The organism is uncultured Virgibacillus sp. (assembly GCF_947495635.1).
Taxonomy (GTDB): Bacteria; Bacillota; Bacilli; order Bacillales; family Amphibacillaceae; genus Virgibacillus; species Virgibacillus salarius.
The window spans coordinates 1-470 of the sequence record NZ_CANMAB010000232.1 but is presented as its reverse complement, the minus strand read 5'-3'; the positions used below and the strand labels follow the sequence as shown (position 1 = coordinate 470).

The window sequence follows — 470 nt, the reverse complement described above, 5'->3', positions numbered from 1 at the left end:
CAAATGCAGAAAGATTCATTAGAATCGGCAAGATATGATTATTATCCACTGGCAGATATTCAATCTTTATCTGAGGTGAATCAAGAATTAGTTCATCATATCATTATTTTCCAAAATTATTATTCCGATGATCAAGTCTATGATGTAGTAGAAGATGTAGGCTTTAAAATTAGTGAATCAAACGTCTATGAACAAACGAATTATGATTTTGACGTAATGGTTTTACCTAAAGATGTATTAGAAATTACGTTTTCTTATAATAAAGAGCTGTATGATAAAACAAGTGTTATCAAATTTAAAAATCAATTCACTAAAATTCTACAAACTATTATCGAGACAGTTGAAGTAGAAGTTGCAGATATCAATATTTTAACCGAATTAGACAGTCAGAAACTCCTGCAGGAGTTTAACCAAACAAACGCGGATTATCCGAAAGATAAATCACTTCATACATTATTTGAGGAGCAGGC

1 protein-coding gene is annotated in these 470 nt (G+C 30.4%); it reads left to right on the top strand.

The genetic code is table 11. The features are described 5' to 3' along the window. Positions 1–470: condensation domain-containing protein (locus Q1A47_RS20620; RefSeq protein ID WP_299632765.1), on the top strand; the 470-nt coding region annotated here is incomplete at both ends.